At 46.1% G+C, this 17,318-nt stretch carries 14 protein-coding genes; 9 read left to right on the forward strand and 5 right to left on the reverse strand.

The window, feature by feature from the left end; genetic code table 11:
• Positions 1–17 precede the first annotated feature (17 nt).
• The 4 genes from KO518_RS11960 to rluB are packed head-to-tail and all read left to right on the forward strand — an operon-like array spanning position 18 to position 2,992.
• On the forward strand, positions 18–638 hold the full coding sequence (locus KO518_RS11960) for an L-threonylcarbamoyladenylate synthase (protein ID WP_216026049.1): 621 nt from the start codon (positions 18–20) through the stop codon (positions 636–638).
• A gap of 12 nt (positions 639–650) precedes the next feature.
• A complete protein-coding gene (locus KO518_RS11965) occupies positions 651–1,499 on the forward strand; it encodes a ScpA family protein (RefSeq protein ID WP_216026050.1) in 849 nt (282 codons plus the stop codon).
• Positions 1,483–2,118 carry an SMC-Scp complex subunit ScpB gene (gene scpB, locus KO518_RS11970; protein WP_216026051.1) on the forward strand — a complete coding sequence of 212 codons (636 nt, stop codon included), beginning with the start codon at positions 1,483–1,485 and terminating at the stop codon, positions 2,116–2,118. Before KO518_RS11965 ends, scpB begins: the two co-directional genes overlap by 17 nt.
• Complete coding sequence (gene rluB, locus KO518_RS11975; protein ID WP_216026052.1) at positions 2,111–2,992, forward strand: 23S rRNA pseudouridine(2605) synthase RluB; 882 nt, start codon at positions 2,111–2,113, stop codon at positions 2,990–2,992. Before scpB ends, rluB begins: the two co-directional genes overlap by 8 nt.
• Here the strand turns inward: rluB and KO518_RS11980 are convergent.
• Positions 2,971–3,756, reverse strand: a complete 786-nt coding sequence (locus KO518_RS11980) for a transporter substrate-binding domain-containing protein (RefSeq protein ID WP_216026053.1) — start codon at positions 3,754–3,756, stop codon at positions 2,971–2,973. The genes rluB and KO518_RS11980 overlap by 22 nt on opposite strands.
• Positions 3,757–4,029: 273 nt before the next feature.
• Between KO518_RS11980 and dkgB the strand changes: the two genes are divergently transcribed.
• From dkgB to KO518_RS12000, 4 genes are all read left to right on the forward strand, one after another.
• On the forward strand, positions 4,030–4,833 hold the full coding sequence (dkgB, locus tag KO518_RS11985) for a 2,5-didehydrogluconate reductase DkgB (protein ID WP_216026054.1): 804 nt from the start codon (positions 4,030–4,032) through the stop codon (positions 4,831–4,833).
• An 84-nt stretch (positions 4,834–4,917) separates the two neighbouring features.
• Positions 4,918–6,210, forward strand: a complete 1,293-nt coding sequence (locus tag KO518_RS11990) for a DUF445 domain-containing protein (RefSeq protein WP_216026055.1) — start codon at positions 4,918–4,920, stop codon at positions 6,208–6,210.
• Positions 6,211–6,299: 89 nt separating this feature from the next.
• Positions 6,300–6,752 (forward strand): DUF3859 domain-containing protein, encoded by a 453-nt coding sequence (locus tag KO518_RS11995; RefSeq protein WP_216026056.1) that lies wholly within the window; start codon positions 6,300–6,302, stop codon positions 6,750–6,752.
• Between the two features lie 84 nt (positions 6,753–6,836).
• On the forward strand, positions 6,837–8,009 hold the full coding sequence (locus KO518_RS12000) for an endonuclease/exonuclease/phosphatase family protein (RefSeq protein ID WP_252736181.1): 1,173 nt from the start codon (positions 6,837–6,839) through the stop codon (positions 8,007–8,009).
• Between the two features lie 92 nt (positions 8,010–8,101).
• Here the strand turns inward: KO518_RS12000 and KO518_RS12005 are convergent, their stop codons facing one another.
• The gene (locus KO518_RS12005) at positions 8,102–8,776 is read right to left on the reverse strand and encodes a hypothetical protein (protein WP_216026058.1); all 675 of its coding nucleotides are present in this window, start codon (positions 8,774–8,776) and stop codon (positions 8,102–8,104) included.
• Between the two features lie 159 nt (positions 8,777–8,935).
• Positions 8,936–9,292, reverse strand: coding sequence for an outer membrane protein assembly factor BamE (locus tag KO518_RS12010; protein WP_216026059.1), 357 nt, complete (start codon positions 9,290–9,292; stop codon positions 8,936–8,938).
• A gap of 324 nt (positions 9,293–9,616) precedes the next feature.
• Between KO518_RS12010 and KO518_RS12015 the strand changes: the two genes are divergently transcribed.
• On the forward strand, positions 9,617–11,434 hold the full coding sequence (locus KO518_RS12015) for a GGDEF domain-containing protein (RefSeq protein WP_216026060.1): 1,818 nt from the start codon (positions 9,617–9,619) through the stop codon (positions 11,432–11,434).
• Positions 11,435–11,611: 177 nt separating this feature from the next.
• Here KO518_RS12015 and recN read toward each other — a convergent pair whose 3' ends face one another.
• Both recN and KO518_RS12025 read right to left on the reverse strand, forming a co-directional pair.
• On the reverse strand, positions 11,612–13,294 hold the full coding sequence (gene recN / locus KO518_RS12020; RefSeq protein ID WP_216026061.1) for a DNA repair protein RecN: 1,683 nt from the start codon (positions 13,292–13,294) through the stop codon (positions 11,612–11,614).
• Positions 13,295–13,517: 223 nt separating this feature from the next.
• Positions 13,518–17,243: a TonB-dependent receptor gene (locus KO518_RS12025; RefSeq protein WP_216026062.1), complete on the reverse strand. Its 3,726-nt coding sequence runs from the start codon at positions 17,241–17,243 to the stop codon at positions 13,518–13,520.
• Positions 17,244–17,318 lie beyond the last annotated feature (75 nt).

Consider the following 17,318-nt stretch of genomic DNA (forward strand, 5'->3'; position numbering starts at 1 on the left):
TTAACTAGGAACAGGGTATGAGTCAGTTTTTTTACATACATCCGGAGAATCCTCAACAGCGATTACTCAATCAGGCGGCGGAGCTTATTCGACAGGGGGAAGTGGTGGTTTATCCCACCGATTCCGGCTATGCCATTGGTTGTCAAATGGAAGATAAACGTGCACTCGATCGGCTTTGCCAAATCAGACAAATAGAACAAGATCACAACTTTACACTCATGTGTCGGGACATGTCAGAGTTATCCTTCTACGCAAAAGTCGATAATATTGCGTTCAGGTTAATCAAGAATAATACGCCTGGACCTTACACCTTTGTGTTTAAAGCGACGCGGGAAGTACCAAGACGGCTGCAAAACCCAAAGCGAAAAACCATTGGTATTCGCGTGCCGGATAACATCATTGCGCTGAAACTTCTGGAAACGCTTGATGCACCTTTAATGTCTACCTCGTTGATTTTGCCTGGTCGCGACATCGCTGAGTCCGATCCTGATGACATTCGTGACAAATTGGAGAAACAGGTGGGACTGATTATTCACGGGGGTTATTTAGGCGAAGATCCTACAACGATTGTCGATTTCTCAGAAGGAACCGCTGAAGTGATTAGAGAAGGCAGTGGCGATCCAACGCCATTTATCTAGAACGCCCAAAGGATGTCTATGACTGACGTGGAGAACGCCTCGGAGCTAACAGCGGCAGACCCAGTACAGCAGCCGTTGCCTTTGGCGTTTATCCACGGTGAAGCGTTGATTGAAAAACCTCAGGATTTATATATTCCGCCAGATGCACTTGAAGTTATTCTGGAAACCTTCGAGGGGCCCCTGGATTTACTGCTGTACCTCATCCGCAAACAAAAGTTTGATATTACTGCGCTGCCAGTTGCAGATATTACTGCTCAGTACATGGAATATGTTGAGGTGATGAAAAGCCTGAAACTGGAATTGGCGGCCGAGTACTTGCTGATGGCGGCTATTCTGGCAGAAATTAAATCTCGCTTATTGTTACCCAGGCGCAGTGACGAAGATGACGACGAGGAAGACCCCAGAGCTGAACTGATTCGTCGTCTGCGGGAATACGAGGCGGTAAAAGTGGCAGCGCAATCGCTGGATGAGCAACCTCGGCTAGAGCGCGATATTTTTGCTGTAAAAGCGGATGTAGCTGATAGTGTGTCACCCATTCGGATTGAGCCTGATGTCAGCTTACAGGAATTGGTGTTGGCCTTTGGCCATGCTATGAAACGGGCCGCAGCCTTTGAACATCACACGATAGAACGGGAAGTACTAAGTACCCGGGAAAGGATGAGCCAAATATTATCTATGGTAAACAGTCAAACGTATACGCCACTTGATGCACTGTTTACGCCAGAGGAAGGGCGCGGTGGTGTAGTGGTATCGTTTCTGGCTATTCTCGAATTAGTAAAAGAGCAACTCTTGTTGTGCGTTCAGGCAGGACCTTATTCAAGAATTCATGTAAAATTGGGCCAGCATGAAGAAAATCAATAAAGAACAGCTTAAGCAGTTAGTCGAAGCAGCTTTGTTTGTTGCCGATTCGCCCGTGTCTAAGGTGACACTCAAAGAGACGGTGTTGTCAGATTTTCAGGTTAGTGAAAGGGCGCTCAACGATGTATTGAAAACCCTGATGCTGGATTATCAGCCCAGAGGGATTCAACTGGTTGAAGTAGCCAGCGGATATCGCTTTCAGTCTTTAGACAGTTTGAGTCCTTGGCTGAGCAAGATGTGGCAGGAGAGTGCACCGCGTTATTCTCGAGCCATGTTGGAAACCCTGGCACTTATCGCCTATCGGCAGCCTATTACCCGGGGAGAAATAGAAGCCGTACGGGGGGTTGCTGTCAGCAGTAATATTGTGCGAACGCTCACCGAAAGAAACTGGATCAAAGTGGTTGGACACAAAGAGGTGCCGGGCAGGCCAGCACTGTATGCGACAACCCGCCAGTTTTTAGACTATTTTTCGTTAAAATCGTTGGCCGATCTTCCCAGTTCTGATGTATTTGAAGCACTGGACGACCAAACACAGCCGCCTGCGACGGCTACACTGGATGCACCGTCTGAAGATGACCGTGCGATTGAAACCGCTGAACAAAAGCGAGAAGAAAATGAGTGAAAAGTTGCAAAAAGTCCTGGCTAACCAGGGATTAGGGTCACGACGTGAAATGGAACGTTGGATCGAAGCGGGCCGTGTTTCCGTTGATGGCAAAACCGCCACACTAGGGGACCGGGTGGAGCTGTCGGCACAAATCCGCGTTGATGGACATTTGCTGTCGCGGCAGACAGAGCAGCCGGTTTGTCGCGTATTGATGTACAATAAACCTGAAGGTGAATTGTGTAGCCGACACGATCCGGAAGGCAGACCGACGGTGTTTGAGCGCTTGCCTGTTATTAAGGTCGGTCGCTGGATTGCCGTTGGTCGCCTGGATATTAACACCAGTGGATTGCTGTTATTTACCAATGATGGTGAATTGGCAAATCGCCTGATGCATCCGCGGTGTGAAGTTGAGCGAGAGTATGCTGCACGGGTATTTGGTGAAGTATCGGGTAAAACCATCAGCAAATTGAAAGCTGGGGTAGAGCTTGAAGATGGTTTGGCGAAGTTTCTTGAGATTAAACCACGGGCTAAATCTGTTAGCGATGACGAAAGTATGAACCGTTGGTATAACGTGACTTTAGCTGAGGGTAAAAACCGTGAAGTGCGTCGTCTTTGGGAGTCCCAAGATGTGCAGGTTAGCCGATTGATGCGAGTGCGTTACGGGCCTGTTGAATTGCAAAAACGCCTGCCACAGGGCGCTTGGGTTGAATTAGGCTTGGAAGATGTGAACAAATTACGCAGCCTGGTACGTCTGTCCAATGAAACACAGTCGCTTGTAGATGTGAAGCAAGGAAAACTTGATCACGCGCGACTTACTCGTATGCGACGGTCAGTGAAAAAGCATCGTGCTAAGCAAAACCATCAGAAAAATCAGTCGGCCAGCTCGGACTGATTTTTTACTGTTCGACGTCCACAGGTTCTGGCGTTGTCGATGTTGTGTCTGCGCGCCACCTGTGTAATCAGACCCTGATGGCTATTGATAAACATATCGAGTTTTTCCAACATAGCAGGGTACTGAGTGCTGGAAATGCGCAAACTGCTTTTTTTGTCAGTGAGATATTCAGAAGGCGCAAGGGTATCCTCGGGTTCGCCTAAGCTTCTAAGACCTGATTCTATTTGCTCTTTCGCTCCAAGAACCGCATCAATTTTTCCGCTTACCACTGCATCTATCAAGGCTTTCTCACTGTTGTATGTCAGCACCTGGGTAAAACCCTTGCGCTCTTGCTTTTTCCAGTCAGAGTGCAAAGGCACATTTTCAAGGGTGCCTAATCGCTTCACGTCAGGCATTCTCATCCAGCTGTTTTGTGGCATGAATCTCACGACTTCACATATGTTAACTACCGGTTGACTGTAAAATAAGGTTTGGTCTGCAGCGCTCCATCTGGGATGGTCGGGAAAGCGAAAATCGATGGTGTTTTCATTAAACCACTGGCTAAATCGATCGTTGGGAAGAGAAACAAACTTGATACGAATGTCTTCTTTTACAGCGAATGCTTGCAATACAGCTTCCACAACCGGGTGATAGTAGTGACCGTTCACCGGCTGAACTTGTGTGTTTTGTTCTGCTTCCACGCCGATATAAAAGGTGTCCTTTGCACTGATAATAGAAGAAAAAAACGTCAGTGCGAGGCAAAGTAACGCCTTCTTTAAACCCATGGTTCTGCCCTCAATTTCCTATAATAAGACGCTCATCAGATCTTATCAATCACAGGTAAAACATTCCGTCATTGCCAATAAATAATTGTATTGAAAATTATACCTAATAGTTGTTGAAATTTATTGAAATGGTTTATCTGGCTGATATTTAAAGTTTATTAGTGTTTTCTTCCCGGAGGGGGAACAGTAGAAGTAAACTCAAATTTACTTTTTCCCGTAGCCATGGAATATCCAGCGGGTAAACCCGTATTTTCAATTAACAAGGAGGCAACAATGCAATCCATGCCGCAGCTTGGCGTAGGTACATTCAGACTCGAGGATGACGTGGCGAGACGAACGATAATAGATGCGCTCGACGTGGGGTTTCGCCATATTGATACCGCTCAGTTTTACGGGAATGAAGAGCAGATAGGTGATGCTATTCAAACTAGCGGGGTGGCGCGGGAGACGCTTTTTGTGACCACCAAAGTGTGGCATGAAAATCTGGAACAGGGGACTTTTATTCCCTCAGTACATGAAAGTTTAAGCAAGTTAAAATTGGCCTATGTCGACTTATTGCTTATCCACTGGCCCTCGCCCAAAGACAATATACCCATGTCTAATTACCTCTCATTGCTCAAGCAAGTAAAACAGGACGGACTCACTCGTCATATTGGCGTGTCTAATTTTACTATGGCGCAAATTGATGAAGCTGAGTCAATTCTTGGTAAAGGAGAAATACTGACGAACCAAATTGAATTACATCCGTTTATGCAAAACCGACAGGTAGTAGAACATTGCAAGGAAAGAGGGATTTCTGTAACTGCTTATATGCCCTTTGCGGTAGGCAAGGTTATGAAGGATGAGACATTGATTGCCATTGCAAAACAGTATCGAGCGACTCCTGCCCAGGTGGTCTTGGCGTGGTTGGAGTACAAGGGCGTTCATGCTATTCCATCATCTACTGACAAATCGCACCTCAAAGACAATATTAGTTATACTTCAGTAAACCTCACTGGTGAAGACATCGTTCGTATTGACGAACTCGATAACGGCGAGCGTATTGTAAACCCTGACTTTGCTCCCGATTGGGACTAGCTATATTGGGAAGCGCATGGAAGCGCTTGTACTTTTTTCGAGCGCCACCATATCTTTTCTATCGTAACGTTATTCGGGAAACCCATGTACAGGGACAAAACGCGACAGCTCGCCCGAGCTAAACGTATTGCCACCGCTTGGCTAGTAGGTGCAGCGCTATTGTTTGTATTTCTCACCGTGACGCAAGCCAAACAGTGGTTGTCGCCATGGCCAGTGTGGGCAGGTATGCTTAAAATGGCGTCAGAAGCTGCTCTCATCGGTGGCCTGGCTGACTGGTTTGCCGTTACCGCGCTGTTTAAACCCATTCCCGCTCGCTGGCCAATACCGCATACCAACATTGTGGCCCGAAATAAAAAAGCGGTAGCGACCAATTTATCCGGCTTCGTGAAAGAAAAATTCTTTAATGACGCCGCAATCGATCGTCTCATACGAACGAGTCAACCTGCACAGGGGGTGGCGAAATGGCTGCTGGTACCGCGAAATAGCCAACGGGCGTCTCAATTTATTACTGGGATGCTGGGCGGTGTGGTGAATATACTTGACGATAAGCCAGTACAAAAACTTCTGGTTACCGGCGTGAAACGGGCGTTTAGGAAAGTAGACATGGCGCCGGTTGCCGCAGGGACCCTACGTGTGTTGACCGGCGAACAGCGGCATCAGGATGTGCTTGATCAGGTTCTGCTCAAGGTGGCAGAATTGGCTGAACGCCCTGCCAGTGAAGCGCTAATTGCTGAAAAACTGCACGAGTGGCTGAAACTGGAATATCGACGAATTGAGTTGGTACTACCCACAGGCTGGATTAGCGAACAGGGGGCCCGCATTGCTTCCAAAGCATTGGTGGGCATGCTCTTAGACATTGCCCATGATAAATGTCACCCGATCAGAAAAAGCTTTGACACGTATTTACATAACTTTATCGCTAACATGGAAAATGATCCTGACGTGGAAGCAAAACTGGTTCAATTGCGAGAGCAGCTTTTAGAAAATGAAAAACTGCAACACTATTTACTGATGGTATGGCAGGATATGAGAACTTGGTTGGTGAATGATGTGGCTAAAAAAAATGGTAAGTTGAGCGGCAAAATTGCTCATGCCTTGGAGGAAGTAGGGCGAACAGTTGAGCGTGATGAGGCGTTGGCAACAGCGGTAAATTCGCATATTTCCGATGCTGCTCGTTATAGTGCTCCGGCCATGGCGGACTTTCTTACCGATCATATTCGCAAGACTATATTAGCATGGGACGACGAGCAAATGGCTGAGCAGATTGAGTTGAATATTGGTAAAGATCTGCAAAAAGTGAGAATTAACGGCACCTTGGTAGGCGGAGCAATTGGTGCAGCGCTGTTTGTTGTTGAATACGGTATTTCCTATCTTTAAGGCAGAAAAGATGAATCTGCCGGGGGCTTTATAGGCTCTACACAAAAATTTTTGCTATCCTACATAAAATGTCAGTTTAGGATCAAGGTGTGGCAAAGCGACAACCCATTGTTGAAATTCTCACTTATGGTATTCATTCCAAATGGGATGCTACAGACAAAGCACTACCCAAAATTCAGACCTTTACGCACGTAGTCCCCCTCGAGATAGATATTGAATTTGGCCTCATTGTGAATATAAAGCGCGCGAAAAACCAAAAAGTGCATTATTGTATTTACCACCCCGATATTCCCGATAAAAGAGGCAGGCCTATGCCCCCTTTCACCGGCGAGGAATACGTGCGGTCTAATGACTGGGATTTCTATCTCGGTGATACGTTGTGGGAACCACTAGAAGACAAAGTGGGTGACTGGCGAATGACGCTTTCCTTGGATGACAAGATCATCGCTGACAAGACGTTTACTGTTGAGCCTGAAGAGCCTTATGAAGGGGCCCAATTCTGGCGAAGAGGTAAGCCTAAACTGCAACGATATCAGCGCTAGTGTATCGCTTCTGACAAAATTATGTAGGGGCGGGGTCGCCATGCCCTAGAATACAATAAGGGAACAACAGAGATAATGAATAAGATGAAATTTATTGGCTTGTGTCTTGCCAGCATTTTTTTCGCCGGTTGTGCAGAAGAGCAAGAGCCAGTTTTGAGAGTGGCGACGTTTAACGTGAGCATGGAAGCCAATAACTATGCAGAAAAGAGTGAAATACCAGGCCCACAAGTGCTTGAAGCTGTATTGGCATCAGGCGATCATCCCCAGGTAAAAAACATCGCAGAAATCATCCAGAGAGTAAACCCGGATATTATTCTTTTAAATGAGTTTGATTATATTTCCGATGTTTCAAAGGGGGTAAAAAAGTTTGTGTCTGCTTATCTCAATGTAGGTCAGCAGGGGCAGAAGGCCGTAGATTATCCCTATGTTTATGTTTCACCAGTAAATACAGGTGAGCCCACGCCTTTCGACCTTGATAATAATGGTAAGGAAGAAGGCATAGGAGGTGATGCATATGGGTATGGATTATATCCTGGACAGTACGGGATGGCACTGCTTTCTAAGTATCCCATTGATGTTAGCGGCGTTCATACTATGACTTCGTTCAAGTGGCGGGATATGCCAGATGCGCAGCGTGTTTTTGATCCTGCTACCGGACAGCCATGGTATGACGATACAGAGTGGGCAACAGTGCGACTTAGTTCAAAATCCCACTGGGATATTCCTGTCAAGGTTGATGGAAAAACGGTTCATATTTTAGCCATGCATCCTACGCCCCCGACCTTTGACGGCCCGGAAGATCGCAACGGCAAACGCAATTCAGATGAAATTCGGCTGATGGCAGACTATCTATCACCTTACAAAGGCCAGTATATTTACGATGACAACAACAAGGCCGCGGGACTTACTCAGAACAGTCGATTTGTACTAGTCGGTGATTTTAATGCTGCTGATATCGGCGAAAAATACCGCCCTGGAGTCATTGAACAGCTCACGAAAAACCCACTAGTTAACAGCAGTCTTATACCTGAGAGTGAGGGCGGGGCTGTGGCTTTCGATGAACCTTACAGCAGTCGCTATACCGCATATTGGGGAGCCAGAGCTGATTACGTATTACCGTCTTCATACGGCATTGTACCTAAAAAAAGCGGTGTATTTTGGCCTGAGCCAGATGAGGCACTATATCGCTTGATTGCCGATAGAAAAGCCAGTTCTGATCATCGTTTAGTTTGGGTGGATATGGTCCTTACAAATTGATTTAACAGGCGATAGTAATCCATCGCCTGATTTTTTTCGTTTCAACCTAGAGGACTATCCTGCGAGTACTGCTTGCGTGTACCTTGGACATTTCAGGCTGACCCTCCACGACGAACGATTTTTTCTTCTAAAACAGGGTTGTCGATGTGTAACGTTACTGCTCGTTTTAGAATAATTTGGCCGGACAGACGAACGTTCGCGTCGATGTACAGCACCGGGACTGACTTACCGTTTAGCTCCCAACCATCATCAGTTTCCTCAAATACAATGTTGCCCATCACTTGGGTATTGCCGAGTAGAGATATATCGCCATTCACCGTAATAATATGTTGCTTGGCTTCTGTGTCACTAAGGGTGATATCGCCATTGACCGTGGTGATATCACCGCTGATAATACTACCCATGGATAAAGAAATATTACCATTCACCGTGCTGGTTTCTCCAAACACGTGGAGGTTTTCGCCACCTTGAATGTTTCCGTTCACCGTCGTTGCGGTGTCAACCATGATGTTATCACCCATTTCAACGTCGCCGTTTACGGTGCTGACGTCGCTTGCAATCACATTGTCTTCTAACAGCACATCGCCATTGACCGATGACACATCGCTCACCCGTTTTCCTTCGCTGACAGATACTGAGCCAAAAACACTGCTAACCTCACCACCACCGCCTGACGAAGCATGACCACCCACATGCACTACACAACCGGCTAACAGCACAAATGAAGTTATAGACAGGGCAATAAGCTTGTGTTGTTGTTTGAGCATACGTTTCTTCTCGTTGTTTTGATTAAGATGTCAAGGGATAGCATAGGATGTGCCAAAAAAATAAATGTTTAAAATTAATGATTTACGTTTTTTGGGTATGAATAGAAGAGGAGGAAGTTAGTCCAAAACGCCAAAAAATGATGTTTTGGACTAGAGTGCTTACTGATCGAGCGGGGTGTTAAAGTCTTCAGATAACTCGAAATCACCCGTGACGGTTGCCAGTTTTTCGTCTTTAAAAGTAATAAGTAATTGCTTTTGAAAATCTTTACCGCGTTTAGCCATGCCGCGTTTCATATCGTAAACGTAGTACCAGGTATCTTTATCAAACGAATCTTGAACCATTGGATGACCTAGCACATAAATCACCTGTTCTTTTGTCATACCTATGCGCAGTTTCTTTACATCCCTTTCATCAAGAAAGTTGCCCTGGGGAACATCTATACGGTAAATCCAGTTGGTGCAGGCAGTAGAAAAAAGAATGGCGATTAACAAAATTGCAGATTGATACAGCTTCATGGGTGAATTTATCCAGTTGTGCTTAATTTTAGTGTCGTGCATGACATGAAGAGGATATTCTCTTCTCAATTATTGTCGCGAAAAACTACGCGAGAGCATGCTACCCAATCACCTATGACCAATCAACTGCTTATTAGTTCGATTCTGCACTTTGTGGTAGTTCTCTTTCGTTTGCAAGGTCCTACACCGGTATGTGTAATTTCTGGTTCTGGTCTTAATGACTCACTAATAGGCCTTGTTCTTGACTTCCTTCTTGTAAAAGCATATACCCATTATAAAAGGCAGTATGTAAGGCAATGAATGTTCCAATGCCAAATATAAGCAATGATTAACGAGAGTGCTTCCCTCCACATGGCAGTGAGTAAGAAAGTTGTAGTTAGCTTCATCTTCCCCCTTTTATTTCTTGTGTACACTTGCTGTGTTTTCGCTAGTGACAGGCGGCTTAACACTTTAGAAGAACAGTTAAGTGGTCTGCAAAGTAGTGATGTGTCTCGTCTTCCGTTGCTCATAGAACTCGCCGAGCAATATTTGTATCAAGACCCTGCCCAAGCCGAACAATACGCATTGCAGGCGTTGCCGTTAATCTCGGAGGGACAAGATGAAAGCACACGAGCTCGCGTATTGCGCTTACTGGGTATGGCAAGTATATATCTTGGAAAAAACAGTCCGGCTTTATCGTACCTGACACAGGCAATCGCAGCTGCGCGGATCACTAAAGATGTTCACCTTCTCTCGGTGTGCTACCGTTCTGCAGGTGTGTATTACGAACTGTTGGCTGATTATGACAATGCAGTAAAATTTTACATAGAGGCAATAAAGTACGGCAGGTTAAGTGATAATATTACCGATCTGGCCATGGTTTATAATAATTTAGGGAATGTCCTTAATTCTCAAGGTGATTATGTAGAGGCCGCAGATTATTTTGAACAAGCGGCCAATATTCACAAAAGTACTCAAAATCATGAAATGGCAATGAACGCCAGCGTTGGATTGGCTACGTCATACCTAAAACAGCAACGGTATGACAAAGCACTTCAACTTTTCAAATCAATTTTAGCTGATGAAAATAGTATTTATGATTTCACTTACAGTGAAGCCAGTGTAAACCTTGCTCATGTCTACCAGGCGTTGGAGATGAATGACAAAGCCATTGCTATGTACACTCATGTGATTGAAGATCCTCGAGCCGGGTCTTATCCTCAAGCATTGGCAGCTGCTTATCTCGGCCTGGCAAAGTTGTATGCGACCCTCGGCCAGTTTGATAGTGCTTTGTCACTGTATAAAAGAGGAATTGTAAAGGTTAAAAATAAAACCTCAGTTGAAAGTGAGATTGAATTGTATGAAAACCTGGCGCTGTTAGAACTTAAGCTGGGGTTTTACGAAGATGCGGCAAATACGCAAGCCGAATATATTGCGCGTAGAAATGCGATTCAGCCAGTGACTCAAGCGGGAATGATTAAAGAATTAGAAGATCAGCTTAAGTCGGAAAGAGAGTTGACGAGTCTGCAGGAAGCCCTACTGAAACGGGAGCGTGAGGCGAAACACTCGTCCTTATTTTTACTTACGTCTGTTGTTATATCTCTATTTTGTCTCGTTTTGTTTTTGGCACTGAGGTTGCGGCATCAAAAAATGCTCAGGTTGGAACAAGCTAATGCATCACTGCTAATTGCGTCGGAGACAGATCCGCTTACTCGCATCGGTAACAGACGGTTTCTTGATAGAAAGCTAAGTAGAATGCGCGTAAACGCCTCCCAAATTGCCTTTTTACTGTTGGATGTAGATCATTTCAAAGAACTGAATGATACCTATGGGCACGCGATGGGGGATGACGTTCTCGTTCTGCTTGCCGATAAGCTGAACCGTTTATGTCGAAAAGACGACGCTATTGCGCGTATAGGAGGAGAAGAATTTGTCATTTTACTGTCGGTTGTGGATCAGGAGGAGGCGTTATTGTTTGCAGAGCGTGTGAGAGAATATGTCGCTAGCAACGTTGCTGAGGCCGGAGCCCGTATTACTGTAAGCATTGGAGTGGCAGAGGGCGACACTGATAAAGCCAGCTATGATGAATTGTATAAGCAAGCGGATATGGCGCTTTATCGCGCTAAAACGGCGGGGCGAAATTGCGTCCGAGTTTATGCTTAGCTGAGCACTAATACGGAAAAATAGCTGATATGTACTCAACAGAGTTAATCTACAATTTTCTAGAGTATGCTTTTTAGTTAAATACCTGAGAGTAGACATACCTACCCGTATGTTCAAGAGAGGTTGTGTTGCCGCTTTCTCTTCAAAATAAGAGAACGCCCCCAATTTACGGCTCAACTAGTTCGACTCCGCACTTTGCAACAGCTCTTTTGCGTTAGCCAGCGCAGACTCAGTTACTTTGTCTCCGGCAAGTAAACGCGCCAACTCGTCAATTCTATCCTGTCGGGTCAAAGGCAGCATTTGGGTTTCAGTGGTGTTTCCATCGCTAAATTTGGTTACAAACAACTGATTGTGGGCCTGGGCTGCAACCTGAGGCAGGTGGGTAACACACATCACCTGACTGACACTGCCTAAACGCCGCAACAGGGCGCCTACGATAGCCGCCGTGGGGCCACTAATGCCCGCATCTACTTCATCGAAAATCATAGTGGGTGTGGCTTGCTTGTCGCTGGTCAGCACTTGTATCGCTAAGCCAATACGAGACAGTTCGCCGCCCGATACCACCTTTTCCAGTTTATCTAAGCTCTGACCGGGGTTAGTTGATACTTTAAAAACAATGTCGTTGAGGCCATGGGCGGAAGGGGTTTTATCTGCTTGATAGTTTACCTCAATCGCCATTTCAGCATGGGGCATGTTCATTTGTCTGATTTGGGTTTGAATTGCTTTAGCCAGTTTTTCAGCATTCTCGGCCCGTGATACTGACAACGCTTCGCATGCCGACAGGTAATGTGCTTTTTCTTGTGCCACTTCATCTACGAGGGACACCAGTCTGTCTTCATCATCACTGAGCGTGGCGAATTCTGCCGACAGAGACACGTGATGTTCATACAGTGATTCAGGCTTCACATTGTGTTTTCTTGCCAATTCCATCGCTTTACTATACCGGTTTTCCACTTGTTGTAGACGCAGCGGGTCAATCTCAAGTTCATCGCAGTAACTTCGCAGTTCCCGAGCCGCTTCTTCAACCTGAATAGAAGCATCATTGAGGAGAGCAATAATGGGCGTAAGCGCAGAATCATGAGCTTCGAGATCTGACAGGCGTTCCAGGCCATTTTGAATGATGGATAAGGCGTTGCCTTCGTCGTTCTCATACAAATTATAAAAACTGGTTTGTGCTTGTTCTAACAGAGTTTGCCCGTTACTTAACCGGCGATGTTCAGTTTCTAATTCTAAAAACTCTCCTTCCTCAAGGGCGAATTCATCGAGCTCTTGTACTTGATAATTAAGTAATTGATGCCTGTCTGCACGCATCTGTGCTTGTTCCTGCAATTGCTTGAGCGCACCTTGCTTTTGCTTCCAGTTGCGATAAGTCTTTGCAACCTCCTCAATGAGGTCAGAGTGGTTGGCATATTGATCCACCAGATTGCGTTGATAATCTTCTTTTAACAATTGTAAATGGGTATTTTGACCGTGAATGGCGATCAAGTGCTGACCGAATTGCTTGAGTTGCTGTAAAGAAACGGGGCAGCCATTGATAAACGCTTTAGAGCGACCTTCACGTGAAATAACCCGTCGAATGAAACCGGAGTTTTCTCCTTCTTCCAGTAATTCTTGCTCTTCGAGCCACTTAAGTGCCGTTGGCTGATTGCTGAGATTAAAATGAGCGATAATTTCTGCTTTCGAGGCTTCTTTGCGCACAGCCCCGGCATCGGCCCGCTCGCCTAAACACAGACTAAGGGCATCAATAGCGATAGATTTACCCGCACCGGTTTCACCAGTAATGGCGGTCATACCCGCTTCGAAATTTACAGCGAGTTGTTTAACAACAGCGAAGTTTTTGATTGAAAGCGTAACAAGCATTGGTTCACCGCAGTATGTTTATACAGTACTTGTAAATATATACAGTATTTTTGTGAAGTAAAGTGAAATTTTAAATATCCTGATACTGCGTTTTTTAACCTTAGATGCCTGCTCGATAAGAGCGCATAGAGTGGATGATACTGAAATCAGGAAAAGGCTAACTGGAGTTTGATTGTGGGAGGTACGCAGTCACACATATAGTGACTGCGTTATCGCCTGGGTATTAGAAAGTATAGTTCACACCCACATAAAATCGGCGGCCGTTTGTCCACTCATTCACGACAATGCGGTTTAAACGATTCTCGTAGTAGGGTTTTAACTCCTCAACGGGTACGCCACTGGCTTCAGACAAGATCTGGAACGCTTCTTCACCGGTGATGGACGATTCGACAATTTCATTGCCGTTGTCATCGGTCGCCACTATGCGGTTGCCGGTTGCTACGCCATTTTCGTCCACTTCATCAATCCACTTCATTTTGTTTACCACGGGGTCGTTAACAATCTGAGACGTATCCAGATAGTGAACTACGTTTTCGTCGGTAAGGTTGATAACCGAAAAACTGGCGACGAGGTTTTCCATAATCTGATACGTGGCTTTGAAATCCAACTGGGCACGGGCATCAGTAAAGCGTATACCTTCGCTGCTGCTTTGGTTGGCGAATTCGCTGCGGTAGTTATAAGACAGACGCAGGGAATAATCGTCATTTTCGTAATATACAGAGGCGTTCAATGTATCTTTAGACTGGCCAAACATGGGCTCACTTTGGGTCGTGGTTTTCGCTGTGAAGCCGGTAACTTCAAAGTACTCCCGTTGCGATGGATCAGACTGATGGGTTTCAATATCCGTCATATCGCCAATTTCATACGCGAAAGTTGAGGTAGTGAATTTCTGATCGGGTACATCCGTATAGGTGTAGTTAATCAGGCCACCAAATCCATTGCCGAAGTCGTGTTGCAACTGGGCTTCGATACCCTGAACTTTTTGCTCTCCGGTATTGAAATACGAACTGACCACGTAGTCACCAAATATGGGGTAACCATTGTTATCTGTTCTGCCTTCATCACCTAAGTAGTCAAGGTTTTGTACTCGGGACGTCGAGCGAACCATGTTCTTAATGTCTTTTTGGAATGCTGTAACAGCAAAAATTGACGATTTGTCAAAATACCATTCCACGCCTATTTCACTGTTAACAGACGAGTATGAGCCCAGGTTCGGGTTGCCAACAGAGCCTCGGCGTTGGGAGTCCATTGCCAAACGCTCTGCGAGTCCTTCTTCAGTTAAATCCTGTTGCCGGCCATCGGTATACAACCGGCTTCTCTCTGTGACCAGGTAGAAATTGCTCCGCAACTGGTTGAGGCTGGGATGTGAAATATTTTTAGATGCTGCCGCTCGAATGATAACTTCATCGGTTAGGTTGTATGAAATGTTAAAACTCGGCAGATAGTCTTTGGTGGAACTGGTTTGCTCCAATGGGACGTATTGGTTAAATCCGGCAAGTTCGGCAATGTAACCAGGATCATTGGGATCATTCGGATAAGACAGCAGTTGTCCGTTCTCGTCTTTTGCTACTTCGCGGCCAATAGACTCACGCTCGGTATCCACTACACGTACCCCAATATTACCTCTAATGCGGTCTGTGCTGAAGTTTACCATGGCGTAATAGGCCAGTAGCTCTTCGGTCACATCGTAATAGTCACCGGCAGATTCGGTAAGGCCAGAACGACAGCCGTAATACTCACTGGAACCCGATGCAGCGATGGCATCTTCACATGCGCCGCGGTTTGGCGAGCCTTCGGAATGAAGGAGTAGGAAGTGGTCGTTGAGCAAGGCATCGCGTTTGGCTTGGTCGATATCGAAGTACTCATTTGGCGTGTTATGGCCAGCGGTATCAAGTCCGCTAACTGTTCCACCCACGAGTTGATCTGCCAGAATAAGCGGGAATTCGCTGGTTTCGTTGGCATAGCCATGGAAGGTCGCGTTCTCAGTGAAGTAGTGTTCGGTGCGGCGAATATCACGGTATTTTGCACCAAATTTTACGCTATCGATGTAAAAATCGTTATCCAGCTCCCAGGTGATATCACCTTGGAAAAAGTTTTCCGAATTGTCACGATAGCGAGCTGTGTTTCTCAATCCGCCAGTAAGTAGATAAAACTCGTTGGTTGGCGCTAGCAGGAAGTTTTCTGCCCGTTGTTGTGCAGCAGCCAGTTCTTCGCCAGTGAGCGAAGGATCAGCTTCTAACCCCCAGTACACTTTCTCTGTGTCTGGGTTATAGGCATAGCCGAGGTTAACCCCTTCATAAGTCGGAATTTTTAATGCAGCATCATCACCGGAATAGGGGGTTTCATAATCGCCGTATCGTGTAGCAAGGGTCGTGGCCCGGTCCAGTACTGTACTACTCGCTGTAGTACGCCCAACCTGAAGCTTTACAATAAAATCATCAACCAGATAATCCATCGTCAGATGGAATCGGTCCTGTTCCGTCTCCGAACCACTACGGTCGTTGGAATCTCTTCGTACCATCTCACCCCAGCGGGTATCGCCGGCATAATAATTGTTTCCGTCCCACACCATACCTGCGCCACGGACCAAATTTACGCCATCTACCGGGGAGGTGGCCGATAGTACGATATCCTGAACAGGGTCCATCACGAGTCGTGGGTCGATACCAGAGACTTCATTACTATAGAGTAGTTGGCTCATTCTGAACGTCTGCGCGTACAGGTTATCGTTTTTGTTGTCTCTGTCAGAGGTATTTCGATTTAGTTCAAGGTTGAAATTGAGCGCATCGGTAGGTGCCCATTGTAGGTTAACCGTGGTATCGAGACGGCTTTCGTCGGTGGAAAACGCGGGGGAGTATACATTGTTTCCGATGTGACGGGGTGAGGTTTGTCCAAGTCCTCCACTGCGACGGCTACCCCAGAATAAGCCCCAATCCGGATCGATGTACGTAGGGTCCATCACTTCATCCAGTTGCCCCCAGTTTTGGGTGCTGTTGTTCCACACCCCTGAATTTGCCGGGTCGTCGGTAGGCCAGTACGATTCACCGTTGCCAGCTACCGCTTCTAAATCACCGTAGGTGTAGCCATTCATCGCCATGTGTCGGGTAATGATAAGGTTGTGACCGTTCATGTGACGGAGCTTAATGTCGCTGCTGTTACACGTTTCTGTTGGACAGGAAATGGCATTAGTTTGCTGGAAGCCGGTACCTGAGCCCAGGCCTCCTGATTCAAAGCCTGTGCGAAATGCGTTGCGTTGTTGCAAACTTACCGCAACTGAGGCACCAAATTTTTGATCATCTGAAACATAGTTGTAAGCGGTAGAAATCTGCGGTGATGACTTTTCTGACGAATCGTTATATTCACCTTCAATATTTAGATAGCCATAGCCGTTTTCCTGCTCTAAGGGTTTCTTGGTATGTAAGATGACCGTCCCACCGATACCGCCAGCATCTAAGTCGGCCCGGGCAGATTTGTGAACTTCGATTTTCGATACCCGTTCTGAAGGGATGTTGGAAAAATCGAAGGCGTTACTTTCTGATTCACCGGGTAGGTACGACGCAGATTTCGCCGACTGACCATTTACCAGCGTATTAGTGAGTTCCGGTGACGTCCCCCGAATGGATATTTTAGACCCTTCACCAAATTGACGCTCAATTTGCACGCCAGCTATGCGCTGTAGTGCTTCGGCCATGTTCTTGTCAGGGTTTTTAGCAATATCTTCAGTGTTAATTGAATCGACGATGGAATCGGAAAATCGCTTGTTATTGAGGTTCTCACGAAGCGAAGAACGGATCCCGGATACCTGGATGATTTCCAGGTTGTCCGCTTCACTCTGTGATGGGCTTGAAGTGGGCTCTTGTGCAGCAATTGCTGCCGAGGTTATTCCCGTGCTAAAGAGGAGTGCAGTACTGACTGCTATCGCTGTTTTTGAGTGTTGAATGGCTTTCATTTACGTTCCCTTAGATTTTTCTATTGTAACTACTTTTTTGTGTCCCTTCGCTAACGGAAATAGCGACGGTGGCGA

The sequence above is a fragment of the Aestuariibacter sp. A3R04 genome (assembly GCF_018860805.1).
Lineage (GTDB): Bacteria > Pseudomonadota > Gammaproteobacteria > Enterobacterales > Alteromonadaceae > Alteromonas.

What these genes read in the sequence shown, in the direction of transcription:
- recN (WP_216026061.1), bottom strand. Translation starts at nt 13,294, where the DNA reads ATGCTTGTTACGCTTTCAATCAAAAACTTCGCTGTTGTTAAACAACTC.
- KO518_RS11980 (WP_216026053.1), bottom strand. Translation starts at nt 3,756, where the DNA reads ATGGGTTTAAAGAAGGCGTTACTTTGCCTCGCACTGACGTTTTTTTCT.
- KO518_RS11990 (WP_216026055.1), top strand. Translation starts at nt 4,918, where the DNA reads ATGTACAGGGACAAAACGCGACAGCTCGCCCGAGCTAAACGTATTGCC.
- KO518_RS12000 (WP_252736181.1), top strand. Translation starts at nt 6,837, where the DNA reads ATGAAATTTATTGGCTTGTGTCTTGCCAGCATTTTTTTCGCCGGTTGT.
- KO518_RS12015 (WP_216026060.1), top strand. Translation starts at nt 9,617, where the DNA reads ATGATTAACGAGAGTGCTTCCCTCCACATGGCAGTGAGTAAGAAAGTT.
- KO518_RS11965 (WP_216026050.1), top strand. Translation starts at nt 651, where the DNA reads ATGTCTATGACTGACGTGGAGAACGCCTCGGAGCTAACAGCGGCAGAC.
- dkgB (WP_216026054.1), top strand. Translation starts at nt 4,030, where the DNA reads ATGCAATCCATGCCGCAGCTTGGCGTAGGTACATTCAGACTCGAGGAT.
- KO518_RS12005 (WP_216026058.1), bottom strand. Translation starts at nt 8,776, where the DNA reads ATGCTCAAACAACAACACAAGCTTATTGCCCTGTCTATAACTTCATTT.
- scpB (WP_216026051.1), top strand. Translation starts at nt 1,483, where the DNA reads ATGAAGAAAATCAATAAAGAACAGCTTAAGCAGTTAGTCGAAGCAGCT.
- KO518_RS11960 (WP_216026049.1), top strand. Translation starts at nt 18, where the DNA reads ATGAGTCAGTTTTTTTACATACATCCGGAGAATCCTCAACAGCGATTA.
- KO518_RS12010 (WP_216026059.1), bottom strand. Translation starts at nt 9,292, where the DNA reads ATGAAGCTGTATCAATCTGCAATTTTGTTAATCGCCATTCTTTTTTCT.
- rluB (WP_216026052.1), top strand. Translation starts at nt 2,111, where the DNA reads ATGAGTGAAAAGTTGCAAAAAGTCCTGGCTAACCAGGGATTAGGGTCA.
- KO518_RS12025 (WP_216026062.1), bottom strand. Translation starts at nt 17,243, where the DNA reads ATGAAAGCCATTCAACACTCAAAAACAGCGATAGCAGTCAGTACTGCA.